Origin of the sequence: Mycoplasma sp. Mirounga ES2805-ORL (assembly GCF_017084445.1) — a bacterium.
Lineage (GTDB): Bacteria > Bacillota_I > Bacilli_A > Mycoplasmatales > Metamycoplasmataceae > Mycoplasmopsis.
On the sequence record NZ_CP070947.1, the window covers coordinates 461,689 to 480,311 of the forward strand.

At 27.7% G+C, this 18,623-nt stretch carries 7 protein-coding genes; 2 read left to right on the forward strand and 5 right to left on the reverse strand.

The genetic code is table 4. The features are described from left to right. Positions 1–459, reverse strand: a complete 459-nt coding sequence (locus JXZ90_RS02000; RefSeq protein ID WP_205848110.1) for a hypothetical protein — start codon at positions 457–459, stop codon at positions 1–3. Positions 460–656: 197 nt separating this feature from the next. On the opposite strand from JXZ90_RS02000, the gene topA reads away from it, so the two are divergent. Continuing rightward, entirely contained in the window at positions 657–2,507 is a 1,851-nt protein-coding gene (topA, locus tag JXZ90_RS02005; protein ID WP_205848111.1) for a type I DNA topoisomerase, read from the forward strand. Between the two features lie 63 nt (positions 2,508–2,570). Here topA and JXZ90_RS02010 read toward each other — a convergent pair whose 3' ends face one another. Continuing rightward, complete coding sequence (locus tag JXZ90_RS02010) at positions 2,571–2,798, reverse strand: YneF family protein (RefSeq protein WP_205848112.1); 228 nt, start codon at positions 2,796–2,798, stop codon at positions 2,571–2,573. A 52-nt stretch (positions 2,799–2,850) separates the two neighbouring features. Then, positions 2,851–8,325 carry a GDSL-type esterase/lipase family protein gene (locus JXZ90_RS02015; protein ID WP_205848113.1) on the reverse strand — a complete coding sequence of 1,825 codons (5,475 nt, stop codon included), beginning with the start codon at positions 8,323–8,325 and terminating at the stop codon, positions 2,851–2,853. A 206-nt stretch (positions 8,326–8,531) separates the two neighbouring features. Between JXZ90_RS02015 and JXZ90_RS02020 the strand changes: the two genes are divergently transcribed. Then, entirely contained in the window at positions 8,532–10,301 is a 1,770-nt protein-coding gene (locus tag JXZ90_RS02020) for a hypothetical protein (protein WP_205848114.1), read from the forward strand. 78 nt (positions 10,302–10,379) lie between these two features. Here JXZ90_RS02020 and JXZ90_RS02025 read toward each other — a convergent pair whose 3' ends face one another. Both JXZ90_RS02025 and JXZ90_RS02030 read right to left on the reverse strand, forming a co-directional pair. Beyond that, complete coding sequence (locus JXZ90_RS02025) at positions 10,380–14,786, reverse strand: DNA-directed RNA polymerase subunit beta' (protein ID WP_205848115.1); 4,407 nt, start codon at positions 14,784–14,786, stop codon at positions 10,380–10,382. After that, entirely contained in the window at positions 14,779–18,387 is a 3,609-nt protein-coding gene (locus JXZ90_RS02030) for a DNA-directed RNA polymerase subunit beta (protein WP_205848116.1), read from the reverse strand. Before JXZ90_RS02030 ends, JXZ90_RS02025 begins: the two co-directional genes overlap by 8 nt. Between the last annotated feature and the right edge of the window lie 236 nt (positions 18,388–18,623).

Here is an 18,623-nt window from a genome sequence, read left to right on the forward strand (position 1 = left end):
CTAATCCCATTCTACTTTATTTATTACAACTTCACTTGTTGCATCAATGCTTAATGTCTCTTGAATAAATTCTGATTCATCAGATTTTATTTTTTCATCGTCGTTTTGTTCATTTAGATAATTTAATTCATTTGAAGAAAATGATATATTAACAAAATAATTTATAGCATTTTTATTGTTATTTTGAATGTAATTTATTTCGTTTATAACTTTTCAAAATTCTATATCTGAGAAATAACTTAATGAATCTTCATTTTTAAACTTAAACTTATTTTCTTCTGGCAATAAAGAATTTAGCACTTTGTTATCTGGCAACAACTTGCAAAAAAATTCATAATCGCTTTTCAATTTTTGGTTTTGATTTAATAAACTTTGAAAAATATTTCTTTCAGTATATACATTTTCAATTGAACATTCTTGATTTAGAATTGAATTTGTTTTAGTGTTTTCGTAGCCCATAATATAAATATTATAGATAATTAAATTATTCTTTTTAAATTTTAATTTATTTTATATTTTTATTAAAAATACATATAGGCCAAATATTTTTTTATTAACTTGTTGTAGTTTTTAATTTATAAATTAATTTTGTGAAAAAAATAAAAAAATAATTTTTCTAATTTTAAATTTTGAATTATTGTGCTAAATTGTTTAATATGTACAAATTAGTTATCGTTGAGTCTCCAAACAAAGTTGAGACAATTAAAAAATACCTTGGTGAGGGATATGAAGTGGCTGCTTCAGTGGGTCATATCACTAAATTAGCAACCTCAGGAGATATGGGATTAGGAATTGATTTTGAAAATTGAGAACCAAACTATATACTTGATCCTAAAAAAAGAGATGTTGTTAAAAAATTAAAAGATTTAGTTAAAAATGCTGATGAAGTTCTTATTGCAACTGACCCTGACCGTGAAGGTGAAGCAATTGGCGAACACTTAGTTAAAAAGCTTAAAATTGAAAAAAAATACAAAAGAATAAAATATAATGAAATTACTAAAGATGCTATTTTAAAGGCTGTTGCAAAACCTGGTCTACTTGATCAGGCACTAATAGATGCTCAAAAGGCTCGTCGTATGTTAGATCGTATTATTGGATTTAGACTATCTAAACTTATGAAACAAAAACTTTCAAACTCTCCAACTAACCCTAGTGCAGGCAGAGTTCAATCTATTGCATTAAAATTAATAGTAGATAGAGAAAAAGAAATTGAAGCCTTTGTCCCAGTTGGCTACAATAAACTTGAAGCTGTCATTAATAATAATATCTCTGCCAACATTTATTTTGAAAATCATGAAGGCGGAGAAAAAGACTGAATATATTTAAATGAACTAGACAATGTTAAAGAACAATTAACTCTCGAACCAACTAATATTCTAAAAGTAATTGATATCAATCAAGTTACAAGAAGAATGAAAAGTATGACTCCGTTAAAACAATCTGTTTTATATAAAAAGTCTCCTTTTACATCAAGAGCTACACAATCAGCAGCACAACATTTATATGAAGGTTATGGCGAAGGTGGTCTTATTAGTTATCCACGTACAGATAGTACAAGACTTAGCCAAACGTTTATTAATAACGCTAAGAAATATGTTGAAAACAAATTTGGTAAAGAATATGTACTTGAAGAAATAAAAGGAATCGCGGGAGACCAAGACGCCCATGAAGCAATTAGACCAACAGATATTTCTTTGACACCAGATATGGCAAAGGCACAATTCGATCTTAATAACTATGACTATCAAATATATAAACTAATTTATGAACACACACTTCAGTGTCTAATAAGTCCACCAATTAGAACAAGTAAATCATATACACTTGTAAAGAATGAACTTGTATTCAAATTTAATGCAAGCAAGATAGATTTCGATGGATATTATGTTATAAAAGATGACAAAGAAGAAAAAGTTGATCCTAATTGACAAGAAGGCCAGGAAATTAATGTTGTTGAATATTTAATTACTGATCATGAAACAAAACCTCCAGCAAGGTATACTGAAGGATCGTTAATTGAAGCATTGGACTTAATTAAAGTTGGTAGGCCATCAACTTTCGCTTCAACTGTTAAAATTGTACTTGACAGAGAATATGCCGAAAATATTGATAAAACATTAAAACCAACTGAATTTGGACGTTTGGTACTAGAAAAACTCTTAAATGGATTCCCAGATATAATTAATGAAGGATATACAGCAGAAGTTGAAGAAGAGTTAGATTTAATTGCTGAAAATAAAACAAGTGTTCAGCCGGTTATGTCGAGTTTCTATTCAAAATTTACAAAATCATATGATGATGCAACAGTTACTCTTCAAAGAACAATAATCGAACCTGAGGTTATTGATGAAAAATGTCCTGAAGATAATGGAGATTTAGTAGTTAAGAAAAATAGATTCGGAACTAAATTTATTGGTTGCTCAAATTTCCCTAATTGTAGATTTACAAGAAGCATACCTGGTCAAAAGAAATCATTTAAGAAATTTTGAAGTAAAAAAACAGAATAATCTAAAGCAACTATAAAGTTGCTTTTTGTATAAAAAAACAGCAAAATTGCTGTTTCAAATATATTATTTTTCGCCTTGCATAGAACGCATAACTGCTTTTATTTGTGATTCGCTAGCTTTTCTTCCCATTTGTAGAAACATTGCACGAATCATTTTTTCAGTAATAGGAGGGTTTTCTTTAATTTGTTTTTCAAATGATTTACGAGCTCATATAAATCCAATAAAACCTCCTGCAAGTATACAAACTATACCAACCGCAATACATATACCAATTCAAGCACCCAGTGACATAACTTCTCCTTTCTATTTTAAAATAGTATTGATATTTTAGCATAAATTGCTCTTAACTATCTCTAACGGGCATATATCCCTTAATTAAATCTTCCATTAATACTTGACGTTTAGTCTTATTGGGATTGTATTTAGAATCATAATTATCATGATAGTATATGTATACTAAAACGTGATCTCTTCCATAAAAAGTATTGCTTAACCCTCTAGAACGACTATTGTATTTACCAAATCAACCACTTGTTAATGTTTGATATCCGGAAATAAAGTTTTCATTAAAATTATTTGCGCTATCATATCCAATAATAGATAAATTATTTGAATATTTATTTATAACGTCAGTATATTGAGCTTCCACATCATCTATTGCTTTTAAAAATCCAGACATTAAATATGCTTCAGCTGTAAAACTTGTTCCATTTCAAAATATTGATTTTGGCGTATTTTCGTATAAAATAGAAGCAAACAATGAATAAAATCTTCAAATAGCCGACAGCCCTTTTGACTTTTGCTTTAGCTCATTAATATTATTATATTTAGGTTTGATTCTTAACTCATTAAAGTAATTTCTTACTAACGGTTTAGCAAATGCGGCAATCATATCTGTTAATTTTCCTTGAATAATTCCTCAAAAACCATTTCCAACTTCAAAATCACTATTTCCATTTTGAGTATTAAACATTACCTTAAAAATTCCCTTATTTTCATCATTAGGAGTTTTGTCAAATAATAAATTAATCATATTAGCAATTGTTTCGGGTTTCAAAGTTTTTTCACTTAATAAACTATCAAAAAAGTTAATTTGTCCAAAAATTCTTGAAAGACTAACTTTTCCAGTTTCAGGATTTGTTATAAAACTTAATGCTCCTTTTTGAACAGATTCAGTGACTATTTTTATTAATACATCTGGATCAAATGTATTCATATTTTTTAAATTATTAAATAATATATCTACTATTTCATCAAATATAAACTTATTTTTACCATTTATGTTTGCTTTAACTTCAAAAGAACTTTTTGCAAACTCATAAACAAATTCTTGGACAATTACTTTATCTTTATCATCTTCTAAGTTATAGCCCTTATCTTTCAACATATTAAACACAATTGAACCCATTGTGTAACCTACAACTTTATTATCGGTGAAAGATTCTTTCATTCATGATTTAAGTTCTTGTTTAATATTTGAAACCTTTGAAGTATTAAATAATTTTTTAATAGCTTCCGATCATAATTTAAGTTCTGAATATGGTTTACCATAAGAATTAGTTTCATTATTTGTACTGTTTGAAATTACTTCATCAATCAAAATATCTAAAAGATTTCTTAAATGTTTTGATTTGAATAAATGTTTAAAAAATTTTAAAGAATCATCATAAGTAATTTCATGTTTCATCAACATGTTTGATAAATTGTAATCATCAACAAATTTTTTAATTTTTTCACCCGAAGAGTCTTCAGTAATAGATTTGATCAATTGTTTAACATCCATTTGAATTGTTGTTTTATGTTTTTTTAGCAATTTTAATTTTAAAATTTGCGCCACAAATTCATACTTTTTAAATGATAGATTATTAGTTAAAACAACTACTACATTTTTTGCAAAACTAGAAAATGAATCATATGAAGAAATATTGTCCCTAATAGTAACTACCATTTCTTTAACAATACCTAAGCTTTGAACGATATTTGGTGCTTCCTTGATTAAATCATCAAGTAATGATTGGTTTTCTGAACTTTCAGGATTCATATCATATGGTCCTAAATTGTCTTTTCATAGTCCTTTTATTATGTTTTTAAACTCTTCTTGACTTAGAATATCTTTTAACAATAATGTAAAGTTCTTTTCTAATTTTTCTACATTATTGTTCGTACCAATGAAAATTTTAACAACTTCATTAATGGAATTAGCTTCATTATATTTATTTGTTTCATTTGAAAGAGAGTCTAAAATATTATCTAGTAAATTATTAAATCCCGCAGACTGATCCACTATTCTCGATAGCATTGGTTTTACATTATTATAATTAGGAAGGTATTTCTTTATAAATATATAGAATTTATCTTCTGTGCTGCTAGGGTAACTATTGTATTTATTTTCTAATCATTTAGAATTAATAGTAACTTTCAAACTATTTGTAATTATTTTTTTAATAGTGTCTTGCTTTCCATCAATAATATGATTAGATAAAACATTCTTTAATAGGCTAAATATTTTTTCTTCATCTAAACTACCAAAATATTTTCTGAATCAATTAATAGAAAAGTCAATTAAGTTTTTTTGTTCTCATAAACTATTTATTTCAAGACTAAGATCCTTTAAATATAAATTAGTTAATTTAAATTTCTCATTTAATTTAGGAAAAATTCTTAATATATCAGAAATTAGCTCTTTAAATTTGACGTCATCATCTTTTGAAAAACCTTGAGAGAATTCTGTTTTTTTAATTTCTGATAAACTAAGTTCTGAAACAATATTCCTAAACTCTTTTGAGTTTATTAAGTTATTTAAAATTGAAGATGCATTATTGTTTACAGTTTGAGAATTTCTAAATCAATTAATATAAGCTTCTTTAGTTTTTAAATGGTTAAAATTAGTAGCACCATTTCTAAAAACACAGTTATCAATAAAATCCTGAAAAATATTTTTAAATGACTGATCAATCATTAAGTTATTCAAAATATTATTTACTGCGTCAACGTTTAAATTAATAGTATTTTGTGCATTTCAATTCAATAAATATTTCCTAAAGGCTTTTTTAATAGCGGGCATTTCTAATAATTTATTCTTTATTTTCAATAAATTATCATAAACTTTTGAGTTCACAATACCGTCTGATAAAACTTTAAATAAATCAAAATAAGTTTGTATTCCATCAAGTTTTGTATTGTCCATTTCAAAAAATTTATTAACAACAGAAGCTATTAACTGTTTATATTCATCAAGATTTGAAATAGCATCTAATGACTTTAAAAAATCTTGCTCACTTATAAGATTTTCAAACTTATTTTTGTTAGGCTGATAAATAAACTGATAAATTAATTTTTTAAATATTGAATTGTTATTTTTATCCTTGTTTCTTAAAACATTAGTTAATAATTTAGTGATTGTTTCCTTGTGATTTGAAACGTCTGTTCTTAATAGTAATTTGATAAACTTAATTATTGTTTTTTCTTTATCAACACCTTCAAATCACAAAATAAATTCATTATTAAGATCGTTTACTAGTTTAGAATAATCAAATTCCTTTAAATCTTTAAATTCTAAGCCTGAAATATTGCCCAATACAATTGATACTACTTTATCAGTTATTTTATATTCATCATCAATTTTTTCATAAAAACCAACCACATCAAAAAGTAATTCTGATAATTCTTGTTCTGAAACATCACTTTCTATATTATCTCCAACAAGAAAATTAGTTTTTTTACCAATCGTTTTTGCAATTACATTTGAAATTGTTTTTTTAAATTGAGAATCTTTAGTTAAATCAACAATTATATTTTTTGAAAATGTTTTTAAAGCTTCCTTAACTTCGCTATTAGCTATAAAAATTTTTCATAAATCACTAAATGATTTAGCATTGCCATATTTTTCAGCATCAACAATAAAGGATTCAAGAAGCTTTGCAATTAATGTTCTTGTAGGTTCAGAATTAATTGTAAATTTAATAATAGAAAATAAATCATTTTTTGATAAATATTCTTTTAATTCATTTGAGTACACAAAACTTACAATTTTATTTATTGTTTCATTACTAATTTTTTTAGAAACAAAATTACTGAAAATAATTTTAATTATGTTTTTTAATTCTTCTTTTTCTTCTCTTATGAAATTGATTTTAGATAGGGATGATATAGTTTTGATAATTTTTTCTTCATCTAAAATAATTTTTTTAACAGCTTTAAATAGATTACTAATAGATTGTACTTTGGCCCCTGGTTTGCCATCATTATCTCAATCATATGTTTCAAAATATCTCTGAATATCCATTACAAAATTAGAAACTACATGATTTGAGATCAACCAATTTTTTAATTGATTTAAGTTCTTTGCTTTATCTTTAGTTAGAAACTTTTTCAAGAGTTCTGATGGGTCTAATTCTTTATAAAGATTACTGTTTAAAAATGACATTAAAGCGTTATCAAAAATCATAGAAGCAAATCTTCTATCATCTAAAACACGTAATTTATAGTTATTTATAGAAATTTTATTTTCAAATTTTTTGAATAATTTATCATGCTCGAGAATATACTTTTTAGAGTTTAAGTGAATATTTTTTATAAAATTATCAACGTCATTTTTATATTCTATTTGTCAATAAAAACTGTCTTGATCTGTTTGGACATAATCTTCTGATCAATTTATATTTTTAGACTTTAAATCATTTATATCTCTATCAGAAATTGATAATTTAGTAAATACATCAAATGCCATTTTTTTATAGCCAAAGGTTGATGGGTGTATATCAAAAAGCAATGGAGATAAATCCTTAACATTATTCAACCAAAAGTCAGTTTCGTATGAACTTATAAAATTGATTTTTTGCTTATTTGCTACATATTTAATTTTATTATTTATAAGATTAGTAAGTGTTTCTACAACTCTAACTGGAACATTAAAATTTTGTTGTAGATAATTATCCACTAAAGCTGAAATAGCACCAGCTATAACTGGATAACCAATAAAGTTTATGTTAGCCCTTGAATTTATAATCTTAATACTTCTAATTAGTTCTATTTGACGCTCTTGAACTTTATCAAAAATATCACCAAAAGTATTGTTCAAATACTTAACTATTTCTTCATAATTTGGCTTCTTATTTATAATCTGGGTAATCAAATTGCCTAAAGAGATATTTGACATTTGTTTCAAAATAATGTCAAAACAATCATTAGCTCCTAATGTTATAGTAATTAAATTAGCTTCTTGCAATTTAGAAATTAAGCTATTTTTAAATTCTTCTAAATTATTACCAAAAACTTTTTGCAAAGCTTTTAATTCCTCTGGTTTTAGTTCTGAAACTTTGTTATTAAATAAAAGATTTCATTCATTTAACGTTGAACCAGATCTTGCAAAATTCTTAAAACTTTCTAATTTCCCGTCCTCAGCATCTTTAATCATTTTTGCTAAATATGATGGAAATGATATTCCTTGTATTTCATTATTTACTAGTTCGCCTTCATAGTCCTTATCTAATCTTCCATCTCATCCGGCTGAGATAGAATCTCCTAAAGCAACATATTTAACTCTTTGGTTTTTAGAAATAGAGTGTTCACTTTTTAGTCTTTTAGATTTTTTTATATTACTTTTTGGTTTATCATTTTCTTTTTCTTCAATGATTTCAGTATTAGGAAGTCCAGGCAATTTGTTGTCTTGAGTATTATTATTATTTTTCTCAACATTATAAACTTTTTTAATCTTTCGCTCATTAACAGCAATTAAACTAAGTCCAATAGATAATCCTATTGTACCTACTAAGGCCCCAGAAATTATTAATAAGGTGTTTTTTAGTTTAAGTTTCATAATGATTCCTCATTTCCATTATTATAAGTAATAATGTAAATAATCAAAGTAATATGTGATAATGATTAATTGCATTTTACGAATAATAATTTTAATTTTTTTATATTGATTAAATATTAAGAAAATTATTAGTCATTTTCCTGAAATTCTTAATATTAAATAATTATAATTATGGTATACTAAAAAAAATAAATCAGGAGTATAAAATGAAAAAAATAAGTCAATTATCTCTAGGAACAAGTGTAATGATACCACTTCTTACCGCATCGGTTTCTTGTGGAAACAAAATTAAAGAAAAAGAAAAAAATAATGAAGAATTGTCGCTTGAGGAAGTTCAAGAACTTAAAGAAATAAATAAGAATGTGCCAATTAGTTATAAAGTTTTTATAGACGATATAAAAGACTCAGCAAAAAATGACTATCCAACTGTATTTTTAGGAAGAAATGCCGGTCAGGTTTTCAATAGTACATTCATGCAATTGTCTGGTATTTTAAACTATAAGAATGCATCAAAAAATAAATTTAATGATGCTATTTACATAATAAATGACAATGTTTTTCAATATGAAAAAAGAGGAACTAATCAGAGATTTGATTTTAAAAAACTTCTTGACAAATACGGTGATGTTTTATCTAAAACTGCCTCAGGTGATTTTAATGTTGAAGATGGTAAATTAATGATTGTAAATAATACAAAACATATTGACCCCAGTTCTGATAATCCTTACAAAGACTATCCAGCCAATGTTGAAGAAATTAAATCATATTTAAAACTTTATTTGGATAAGGGTGTAGAACAATTTAATTTTTACCTTGCAGATGCAACATTTAGAGAATTATGTGACAATCATCCAGATACAATGCAATGAATATTCAATAGAGCAAATAAAATATCAATAATGTCTGATGGTATGTATCAACCATATAAATTTATTAGAGACTGATATTACAAATGAGCCGTTGAAAGAAATAAAGTTTACACACAACAAGAACTACGTGATTTTTGAAATAAAAATATCCTTGAAAAGCCAAAGAATTACATGGATTTAAGATACTTTATTAACTTCAAGGAAAAAGTTAAATTATTTAATTTTGATGGCAAATATGATGCATCTTTAAACAAGATAATGCAGAAAACAAGAAAAGACGATAACTTCCAAACAGAAATCTTTGATTATCCTGTCAATTACAATTTTATAAAAAGTGATATCGAATTTAATAATAGCTATTTTGACGATTATGAAATTATAAACAAATTGTTCAACAAGGAAATATCTGACTATATTGTTTATGGAAAAGATAACTATGACAGTTTAAAGAAAAACATTATTTTTATAGGTTCTTCACTATTTAGAAGATATAAGCCAGATGATCCAACATCTGAATTAAGACTAGAAAGTGCTTCGCATCAATACGCAAGAGATGAAATTTATAAATTTATTAAAAAAGTTAGAACTTTATATCCGGAAAATAAATATAACTATTTTTACAAATTGCATCCTGTATATAAGGGCAATGAAGCAATACATTATGTTAATGTTTTAACGAACAAAATGGATAAGAAACCTATAATACTAGACCCATCAATATCGTGAGAAAATCTTATTTCTAGTGATTACAAAAAATTACAAGATAATCAATCAGTATTCTTTGATAAAAATGATTTTAAAGGAGATTCAACAAAATCATTAATTTATGGTTTACAAGCAACAACAACTGTTATACCAACAACAGTGGCTTTCTTAAAAGGAACGTTTGATATTACTTTAGATCAATCAAAACAATTTGTAAACATTAAAAACTTCCCAATTTCTAATTCTTTTGATATATTAAAAAGAGATAAACACTTTGACGATCCTGATGATGCTTTTAAACACAATGTAGGAACATGAAGAACAGTATTTAAATACTTTATTAATTCTGGAAGATTTTTTGATGAAGAAGATTTAGTATCAACAAATACATTTATTAAGTAATAAATCTTAATAATAATTAAAAAAGTTAAATTAAAAAAACACGCTCATAGTTATATATAAGTGTGTTTTTTATACAAATTATTCATTTTCATCAAATGAGTCATCCATTTTTTCAACTTCAAGGAATGAATCATTACCATTTTGAGTCATTTCTTTAATTAACTCATCAGCATCTAAATCATCGAAATTGATATTCTCAAATTGTTCATCAGTTGCGGAATCTGGATCATATTTTCCCGTGAAATATGATTTAGGATCTCTAATATCATATTTACCTTTTAATTCATAATCGCAGTTAGTTCCTGATGGAATTTTATGACCTAGAATAATATTTTCTTTAAGTCCTTCTAATTTATCGGTTTGGTTTGCTATAGAAGCATTAACTAAAATTTTAGGCGTTTCTTGGTAAGAAGCTGCTGCAAGGAATGAATCAGATAGTAAAGGAGTTTGTTTAGCACCTTTAATCTTAACTTCTCCAAATGGAGGTTTTTTACCTTGCGAAATTAATTTTGCACTTTCTTTTTGATATGCAAATATATCAACTAAACTACCAGTGAAGAATTTAGAATCTCCAGGCTCAGTAATAACTATTTTAGAAAGCATTTGACGAATGATAATTTCAATATATTTATCACTAATTGAAATACCTTGTAGACGGTAAAGTCTTTGAACTTCTTTAAGAATATAATTTTGAACAGCTCTAGTATCTGCAACCTTTAATAAATTATTTAGAATGATTGGCCCTTCAACAAGTTTTTGTCCAGGTTCAACATAGTCACCTTTTTTAACTCTTAAAGTTCTATTTGTACGTGTTTCATAGGTTTCTGTTTGAACAGCACCATTAATATCTTTATATTCAACTTGAATTAATTGTATTTCTGAAGAATTGGCTGGTTTGATAATATCTTTTACCACTCCATAGACATTAGAAATAACGGCTGGACGACCTCATGGAGAATCGTAGGCATCTATAAGTTCCATCAATCTACCAAAACCACCAGTAATATCTTCAACACCAGCAACACCACCGGTATGGAAGGTACGCATAGTAAGTTGTGTACCCGGTTCACCAATTGATTGAGCTGCAACTACGCCAACTGCTTCACCAATATTTACTAAACGGTTAAGAGATAAATCTTTACCATAACATTTCTTACATACACCATTACGTGTATAACATGATAAAACAGAATTGATTTCAACTTCTTGAACACCTGCTTTAATAACTTTATCAACCATTTCTTGTGTTAATAATTTACCAGCTTCAACAATAACTTCCCCTGTTTTAGGATCAAAAATAGGTTTATTTGTGTATCTACCTTCAATTCTTTCCGCAAGACTTTCAATAATTGTATTTGTCTTAGTGTCACGAATATCATTAACAACAAAACCATAGTCAGTTCCACAATCTTCTTCGCGAACAACAATTCCTTGAGCAACATCAACAAGACGACGTGTTAAGTAACCTGACTTAGCTGTATTAAGCGCTGTATCTGTTAAACCTTTACGGGCACCGTGGGTTGATGAATAGAATTCATAAGCAGTAAGACCATCAAGGAATGATGATTTAACAGGAATTTCAACAGTAGAACGAACAACAATTTCATTTTCAGCATCGGCTTTTAATGTTTTAGTGTTGTTATTCATAAGTCCACGCATACCGGCTAATTGAACAAAGTTTGATGAATTACCACGAGCTCCTGATGTGAACATCATAAATAATGGGTTTTGAGGATATTTTTTAGTAACACTTTTTAATTCTTCCTCAATACTATTCTTAATTTCTGATCATTTATTAATAGTTAATGAATAACGTTCATCATCTGTAATTAAACCTTGGTCAAAGAAATCTTTAAGTTGTTCAATATATTTATCACCTTCAGCAATTTTTTCTTTAGTATTGTCTAGTGTTCTAACGTCACTAACTGCAATAGTTGTACCTGAAATGGTTGAATAGTGATAACCTAATTCTTTAATAGCATCTAATACATTGGCAACTATATTTGTATATCTAAATCAAACTTTTTCAAGCAATCTAGTATAGTCGTTAAGTGTTCAAATTGGTTCACTAACTTTTTGATTTTTTGAAACTAATTCATTATTTTTAATAAATTCTTCGGTAATTATTTTTGTAAGAATTTCAGCATGTGAAACTTCATCACTATCTGAAATAACTTTACCACTATAATCAGTTAAATTCATACAACTAGATTCTACAGTATCTAAATTTTCTGAATTTAAATCATTAATAATTTTGGCAATATCTTCCATATTAACTATTGCAACATATCTATCATAAACTCTACGAACTATCTTAGCAATATCTTTTTTAGATAAAGGTAAATTAAGTGGCATATCATTTATAACTTTTACAAAATCTGTACCATATGGGAAAACAAAATTTTCAAGTTGACTTCTGTTTGATGAAGTATATTCAACTTCTTTTGTATCGGTTTTCTTTTCACCATTTACAGTTTTTTCTACATATTCAACATGTTTACCGAAAATAAATTCAAATCCTTCAGGAAACGCTCTATTGAAAATAAATTTACCAACTGTTGAAACTATATATTTATCTTCTGGTTTAAAGTCTATTCATTGTTTATTGATTTGATTGATAGGTAAAACAACTCTTGCGTGTAAATTAATTGATTTATTTTCATAAGCTGTAAGCATATCATCATATGTTGCAAAGAAACGGCCTTCGCCTTGTACACCTTTTTCTTCCATTGTTAGGTAGTAAAGACCAAGGATAATATCTTGTCCTGGATTGATAATAGGTTCACCATCTTTAGGACCTAAAATATTTTTACTTGCAAGCATTAATTCTCTAGCTTCACGAACTGCAGCGTCACTAATAGGCACGTGAACAGCCATTTGGTCACCATCGAAATCGGCGTTAAATGGAGTACATGATAATGGGTGCAACTTAATAGCTTTACCTCTAATTAAAACTGGTTCATAAGCTTGAATTGATAAACGGTGCAATGTTGGAGCACGGTTTAGTAGGACCGGACGTCCTTCAATAGCTCTCTCAACATATGGTCAAATCATAGGGTCAAGATTTTCAATAACTTTTTTACCCGCTTTTATTGAATTGATTTGATTTGAATCATCTTTAATTAATTCTTTAATAATCCATGGTTCAAATAACTTAGCAGCCATTTCACGTGGAATACCAACTTGGTGCATTTTTAATTCAGGACCAACAACAATAACTGAACGACCTGAATAGTCAACACGTTTACCAAGTAAGTTTTGACGGAAACGACCTTTTTTACCTGTTAAGGCGTCACTAATTGATTTAAGAGGGCGCGAATCTTTTGAAGTTACAGGATTTGGTTTTTTACGCGCATTATCGATTAATGAATCAACAGCTTCTTGAATCATACGATACTCATTTTGTTTAATTAACATAGGAGCATCTGATTCTTCTCATTTTTTAAGACGATTATTTCTAATAATAATACGACGATATAGTTCATTAATGTCACTTGTTGAATGGCGACCGCCATCTAATTGAACAAGTGGACGTAAGTCAGCTGGAATAACTGGTAGATCATAAATTAGCATACTTAATGGACTTTGTCCTGAATTAATAAATCCATTAATTACTGCTAGGCGTTTATAAAGCTTTTGACGTTCTTGAGTTTTTGAAACACCATTAATTTTAGGACTGTTTGAAATAGCATTAATTTGATTCTCAACATATTTTGCTTCTTCTTCTAAATTGATGTTTTTAAGTAAGTATTCAATAGCATTAGAACCTGTTGAAATTTCTGCATCACTAAATTCATGAATAATGTCATTGTATTCATAAAAATCAATACCATAATCCTTACCCATTTTATCAGTAGCAATTTCTTCAAGTTCAACTAGCGATTCATAAATAGTTTCATGTTCTTCCGAACCTTTTTCATATCTTTCAAGAAGTTCTGTTAATGCATTTCTATAAATAACTGCTGCTTCATTAATATCAATAATTGAGTTCTTTTGTAGTGATTTTAAGCCACCATCTTTAAGTACTATATGACTCTTATAGTAAATTAATTTTTCTAAATCTGCTTTTGAAACAGATTTACTTGAATTAGCTACACGTAAACCTAATAATTTGGAAATAATTGAATGATCAATTTTGAAAAATCAAAAGTGAACAACTGGATTTTCTAAGTGAATATGTCCCATTCTTGAACGACGTGTAATTTTAGGAAGAATAACTGGTTCGTACTTTTCACACATTGGTGTTTTGGCACAAACTGTATTTTCATCACTTTTCTTATATTTTGTACCACAAATTGGACATTTAAAGTCAGTTGTTGGCCCAAAAATTAATTCATCAAAAAGTCCATCTCTTTCAGGCTTGAAACTTTTATAGTTAATTGTTTCCGGTTTAGTAACTTCACCATTTGATCATGATTGTACATCTTCTTTAGTCGCTAAAGATAATGAAATCATTTTAATAGCTGCTTTTTTCTTATTATTCATTGTTACCTCCGTCAAAATATTGTTGATATTCTTCTTTTTCATCATCTGCATAACCTAGATCTAATTTCATTCCTAAACCTTTTAATTCATAGCTTAAAACGTTAAATGATTCTGGAACTCCAGGTTCTGGCAATTCACGACCTGTAGCAAGTGAAGAATATAGTCTATTTCTTCCTGCTATATCATCTGATTTATATGTAAGAATTTCTTGAAGTACATTTGTTGCACCATAACTTTCAAGGGCTCATGTTTCCATTTCACCAAAACGTTGTCCACCATTTTGTGATTTACCACCTAATGGTTGTTGAGTTATTAATGAATATGGTCCCACAGAACGAGCATGCATTTTATCATCAACCATATGGTTAAGTTTAAGCATATACATAACACCTACTGAAACTGGATTATCAAATTTATCTCCAGTAATAGGGTCAATTAAAATTTGTTTACCTGTTTCAGGTAGACCTGCTTCCTTGATAACATCAAAGATTTCTTCTTTTTTAATACCATCAAAAACAGGCGTTACAAATTTACATTTTAATTGTTTAGCGGCCATACCTAAATGTATTTCAAGCACTTGACCTATATTCATACGTGAAGGAACACCTTGAGGGTTAAGCATAACATCTACTGGTGTACCATCTTCTAAATAAGGCATATCTTCCTCTGGTAAAACAATTGAAACAACACCTTTGTTACCATGACGACCAGACATCTTATCACCGACTTTAATTTTTCTTTTAACTGCAATAGAAACTTTAACGATTTTATCAATTCCATCTTCCAATTGATCTTTATTTTCACGACTTAATATTTCAGTCGAAATAACTGTTCCTGCATGTCCATTTTTAACTTTTAATGAAGTATCTCTTACATTTAATTGTCTTTGTTGAAGAATTGATGAAAGCATTTTTTCTTCAGGACTTGGATTATCATCGCCTTTAGGACTAACACGTCCAACTAAAATATCTCCAGGAACAACTTCACTACCAACACGTACAACACCATAAGGATCTAAGTGACGAATTGAATGCTTAGAAACATTAGGAATTTCTGATGTCAATTCATCATCGCCAGCTCTTGATGTTCTAAATTGAATAGTTTGTTCTTCAATATGGATTGATGTAAATACATCATCCTTAACTAATCTTTCATTTAAAATAATAGCATCTTCATAGTTATAACCTTTATATGTTGTAAAGGCAACAACTACATTTTTACCAAGCGCTAATTCTCCATCTTTAAATGATGATCCATCAACTAATAAATCACCAACGCTAACTTCCTGACCTTCTTTAACTATTGGTTTTTGGTGAACAACTGAATCTTGATTTGATCTCTCAAAATTCTTTAAGAAATAAGTTTCTAATGTACCTTTTTCATTTCTTATCTTTATTTTTTCACCATCAACATATTCAACAACACCATTGCTTTTTGAACTAAAGTTACTTGAAGAATATTTAGCTATTTCAGATTCTAAACCTGTGGCAACTAATGGCGCTTCAGCTTCTAAAAGAGGAACTGCTTGACGCTGCATGTTAGATCCCATAAGAGCACGGTTAGCATCATCGTTTTCTAAAAATGGAATACATCCAGCTGCTACTGAAACCATTTGGTTTGGCGCAACTTCAATATAATCAACATCTTTGCTTGAACCTAAAATATAGTTATAGTTGTAACGCATTGTTATTGAGTCATCAATAAGTTTTCCATTATCATCAACTTTAACCGTTGACTGAACGATTTTATATCCAATTTCTTCACTAGCTGTTAAGTATTCAACTTCTGAATAATCTACAACACCATCATTTACTTTATAGTATGGAGTTTCTAAGAATCCAAATTTATTTGTTTTTGCATATGAAGCAAAGTTTAATATAAGACCAATATTTGGTCCCTCAGGAGTTTCAATTGGACAAATTCTACCGTAATGTGTTGCGTGAACATCACGTACTTCGAATTGAGCAGTATCCCGGTTAAGACCACCAGGTCCTAAAGAAGTAATACGTCTTTCATTTGAAATTTCAGAAAGAGGGTTTATTTGATCCATAAATTGAGAAAGTTTTGAAGAGTTGAAGAACGTCTTCATTTGATTAGATATCAATTTATTGTTAGTAATATTTTTAGGAGTAACCTTATCTGGTTCTTTTGCCGACATTCTTTCACGAGTTGTTTTTTCAAGTTTAGATAAACCGACATTAAATTGGTTATGCAATAATTCACCAACACTAACAATACGTTTATTTGTAAGTGAATCAGGATCATCATCTTGTCCAATTCCATCAATTAAATTAAAGTAGTAGTTAACTGTAGCAATAATATCAGAAATAATTAAGTGTGTTTCATTTGCTTTTGGATCTGTACCAATTACTTTTACAGCTTCTTTTCCTTGTTTCATTCATTTTTTAGAAGGATAAACAAGAATAGAAATCATTTTAATTCTCTTTTTTAAATCTTTATTATCTTGATTTTTTAGTAATTTTCCATAAACGGTTTCAGCATTTATTCCAGGAATATCTTCACTAGAAATATTTCCTTGATCAAAATTTCATTGAATTAATACTGCTATTTTATGAGAAATAGAATCGCCTTTTTTAAGGGTAATTGGATTTCCTTTTTTATCAACAATATCTAAATCTTGAGCTAAATAAGTTCCACTAATACGGTCAACAAGATTAAGTTTTTTGCCCATCATGTAACGACCTGTTTCACCCAAAATATATCTTTTCTTATTAAATAAAAGACCAGGAATTAAATTTGCAGTTGATTCATCTGTAACACGATCTCCACGACGAATGATTCTAAATAACTCTTCTTGACACATTTTTATACATTCTTCATGCGATTCATAAAGAGCGATTTTCTTTTCTTTTTTAAGTGTTTCTTCTAATGCACTCGAATTACCAAATAACTCTCTAATGTTTTCTGTTGTCAATCCTAATGCAGTTAAAAATGTAACAAGATTAACATTTTTGTTCTTATCTATTTTAATTTTTACTCAGTCTTGAGTTCTAGAAGTAACCTTGTGTGATATTTCAACTCATGAACCAATGTGTGGCAAAATTTCAACCTTGTTGAAAAGATCATCAGATTGCTTATTACGAACACCACGTCCAAAATATGCACCTGGTGAACGAATTAATTGACTAACTATAACCTTTTCGCTACCATTAATAATAAAACTTCCACCAGAAGTCATTAATGGAATTTCGCCTAATAAAACAGTATCTTCTTTTAAATTACCTGTTTCAGTTAATTTAACTCTAAATTTTGCAGATAATTTAGCAGAATAATTAATACCTTTGGCTCTTGCTTCTTTAACAGCATCATATTCTCTTTTTCCAGGCATTTCAAATTTTGCTGAATTATGAATGTATTCAATATCAACTTTTTTATTTGTTGAGCTAATTGGATAATGTTCCCTTAAACTCGCTTCAACTCAATTCTTCTTGAATAATTCAAAAGACTCTTTACTCATTGATAAAAAGTCAGGAACATTCATAATTTTTTTAGTAGTTGAATAATCTCTACGTTCAGTTTTAGGTCCAAATTTCTTTAGTCTATATTCATATTTATTCTTATATTTTTCAATTGTACTCATATATTCTCCCGTCTTACAAAACCTATGTTGTATTAGCATCTTAAATAAATAAAAAACATTAAGTTAATTCATCAACTTAATTGCAAAATATTATATTATTTATACTATTACTAATACTAATATGCACATGTTCATTAATATTAACACATAATATATTTTTTTATATTATTTTTTTAAAAAAAATATTTGAGCAAAAATATCTATAAATAAGACAAATAAGTAAAAAATATAAAAAA